Below are 3055 nucleotides of genomic sequence, written 5' to 3'. Positions count from 1 at the left end.
ACTCCCGGACCGGTCACACCATACGAATCAGCGACCCGCGAAGTACGGGTCTAGGCGGGCTCGCCGACCGGGGGCAGCGGGGCCGCGCCGCGGAAGCGGGCGGCCCGGTCGAACAGCTCGGCCAGGTGACGGTCGACCAGCTCGGGGCGCTCCAGCATCACCAGGTGACCGGCGTCCTCGACCAGGACCAGTTCGGCGCCCGGCAACTGCTCGGCCATCACCTCGCCGTGGCCCGGCGGGGTCAGGAGGTCCTTGGTGCCGGTCAGCACCAGGGTGGGGATGCCGCGCAGGACGGCCAGCGCCTCGGTCTTCTCGTGCACGGAGAAGACCGGGTAGAACTCGGCCACCACGTCGATCGGGGTGGCGTCCAGCATCTGCTCGGCGAACCGGGCCACGCCCGGGTCGACGTCCTTCCCGCCGAAGGAGTACCGCCGGTAGAAGACGGCGCTGATGTCCGTGCCGAGCCGGCGGGTCGCCTCCACCAGGTCCACCTGACGGCCGAGCAGCTTCATCATGCCCGGCGCGACCTTGCGGAACAGCTTGGCGCCCGCCGCGGGCAGACCGAAGGTGACGGCGTCCCAGTTCCCGGCCAGGGTGCCGATCAGCGCGACGCCGGCGACCCGCTCGCGGAACAGCTCCGGGTGCTGGTCGGCCAGCGCCATCATCGTCATGCCGCCCATCGAGTGGCCGACCAGGACCAGCGGCCCGGTGGGCGCGACGGCGTCGATCACCGCCTTGAGGTCGCCGCCCAGCTGGTCGATGCCGGCCGGCTCGCCGGCCAGGAAGGAGCGGGAGCGCTCGGAGCGGCCGTGGCTGCGCTGGTCCCAGAAGACCAGGCGGGCACCGGCCCGGAAGGCGGCGCGCTGGAAGTGCCAGTTGTCCTGGTTGAGGCAGTAGCCGTGGGAGAAGATCACGGTCAGCGGCTCGGCCGCGCCGTCCCGCCCGGTCCGCCCGTCCTGCCCCGTCCGGCCGGGCTCCGCGCCCGGACCGCCGAGGCCGTCCAGCTCGACGTACAGCTCGGTGCCGTCGGCGGCGGCCACCGTACGGGGGCGGCCGCGCAGCGAGCCGTACGGGGCCTCGGCGTCGAGTTCGGCGCGGGCCCGGCGGCGGGTGCTCCGGCCGACCGTCATCCGGTCGATCGCCACACCGGCGGCGGCGCCGGCCGCGAGCACGCCGACCGAGATGCCGATCAGACCCGCCCGGCTCACCCCGGTGGCCGTCTCGGCCGCCTTGACGGCCTGGGCCACCCTGCTCACCGTCCCGACCGGATCGGTGCCGCTCTGCTCGCTCATCCGAACAGGCCCTCGTCCAGGCCGCCGACGTAGCGGCGCGGCACCCGGGAGCCGATCCGGGTCACGATCTCGTAGGAGATGGTGCCGCAGGCGCGGCCCCAGTCCTCGGCGGTCGGCTCGCCGCGGTCGCCGCTGCCGAAGACGAGCACCTCGTCACCGATCGGCGGGGTCTCGCCGCCGAGGTCGACGACGAACTGGTCCATCGCCACCCGGCCGGCCACCGTGTGCCACTTGCCGCCGATCTGCACCGGGCCGATGCCGCTGGCGTGGCGGGGGATGCCGTCGCCGTAGCCGACCGGGACGAGGCCCAGCGTGGTCGGCCCGGGGGTGGTGTAGTGGTGGCCGTAGCTGACGCCGTGGCCGCCGGGCACGTGCTTGACCAGGGCCAGCCGGGCGGTCAGCGACATCACCGGGCGCAGCCCGAAGTCGGCCGGCGAGCCGACCTCCGGGACGGGCGAGAGCCCGTACATCGCGAGGCCCGTGCGGACCATGTCGAAGTGCGCCTGCGGCAGCAGCAGGGTGGCCGGCGAGTTGGCCAGGTGGCGCACCTCGGGGCGCAGCCCGGCCGCCTCGGCGGTGGCCAGGGCGATCCGGAAGGCGTCCAGCTGTGCCTGGATGGAGGGGTGGCCGGGCTCGTCGGCGGCGGCGAAGTGCGACCAGACGCCGACCACGGTCAGCAGGCCGTCCAGCTCGGCGCGGCGGGCGGCGGTGACCAGCTCGGGCCAGTCGTGCGGCTGGCAGCCGTTGCGGCCGAGGCCGGTGTCGGCCTTCAGGTGGACCCGGGCCGGGATGCCGGTGGCGCGGACGGCGGCGAGCAGTTCGGTGAGCGCCCACTGGCCGCTGACCGAGATGTCGACGTCGGCGAAGAGCGCCTCCCGCCAGGGGCCGCCGGGGGTCCACAGCCAGCAGAGGATACGTGCCTGGTCGGGGCCTATACCGCCGGCGCGCAGGGCGAGCGCCTCCTCGGGCGTCGCGGTGCCCAGCCAGCCGACTCCCGCGGCGACCGCCTCCCGGGCGCACCGGAGCGCGCCGTGGCCGTAGGCGTCCGCCTTGACCGCGGCCATCACGGTGGCCCCGCCGATACGCTCGCGCAGCGCGTCGAGGTTGCCGCGCAGGGCGGCGAGATCGATGGTCGCCTCGGCCCGTACGCCTTCGGTGAGGCCGGCCATCACGGTCGTCTTCGCAGTTGTCATCAGGGTCAGTCTCCCAGACGTCCCAGGGTCCTCGCCGAACGGCCCGTCGGCACGCCGCCCCGGGGCGGCCGCTCCCCGGACCCCACGCGACCCGCCACCCCCTTCCGGACGCCCACGAATCAGGCGCCGGTTCCGCCCGCCCGCGCCGCGCCGCCCGGGGCCGCCGCGGCCCGTACGTCGTTCCAGAATCAGGCGCCGGTTCCGCCCGCCCGCGCCGCGCCGTCCGGGGCCGCCGCGGCCCGCACGTCGTTCCAGGCGGCCGGGAGGGCGGCCGCCACCTCCAGGGCGGTGACCGGGGCGCCGGGGGCGGCCGCGGTGTGCCGGGCGGCGAGGCCGTGCAGATAGGCGGCCACCGCGGCGGCGTCCAGCGGGGCGAGGCCCGCCGCGAGCAGCGAGCCGGCCAGGCCGGCCAGCACGTCCCCGCTGCCGGCCGTGGCCAGCCACGAGGTGCCGGTCGGGTTCACCCGCACGGCGCCGCCCGGATCGGCGACCACCGTGGTCGAGCCCTTCAGCAGCACCGTCGCCCGGTACGCCGCCGCGAGCCGCCGCGCGGTGGCCAGCCGGGCGGCC

Annotated in this window: 3 protein-coding genes; all 3 read right to left on the bottom strand. The window is 76.2% G+C overall.

The features are described 5' to 3' along the window. Nucleotides 1–50: 50 nt before the first annotated feature. The gene (locus ACFP3U_RS36740; protein WP_380230125.1) at nucleotides 51–1292 is read right to left on the bottom strand and encodes an alpha/beta fold hydrolase; all 1242 of its coding nucleotides are present in this window, start codon (nucleotides 1290–1292) and stop codon (nucleotides 51–53) included. Beyond that, entirely contained in the window at nucleotides 1289–2485 is a 1197-nt protein-coding gene (gene alr, locus ACFP3U_RS36735) for an alanine racemase (protein WP_380230124.1), read from the bottom strand. Before alr ends, ACFP3U_RS36740 begins: the two co-directional genes overlap by 4 nt. A gap of 188 nt (nucleotides 2486–2673) precedes the next feature. Next, nucleotides 2674–3055, bottom strand: a 382-nt coding sequence (locus ACFP3U_RS36730; protein ID WP_380230123.1) for an ADP-dependent NAD(P)H-hydrate dehydratase, incomplete at its 5' end; no start/stop codon positions are given.

The organism is Kitasatospora misakiensis (assembly GCF_042656005.1).
Taxonomy (GTDB): domain Bacteria; phylum Actinomycetota; class Actinomycetes; order Streptomycetales; family Streptomycetaceae; genus Kitasatospora; species Kitasatospora misakiensis.
This window is presented reverse-complemented; position numbering and strand designations above follow the sequence as displayed.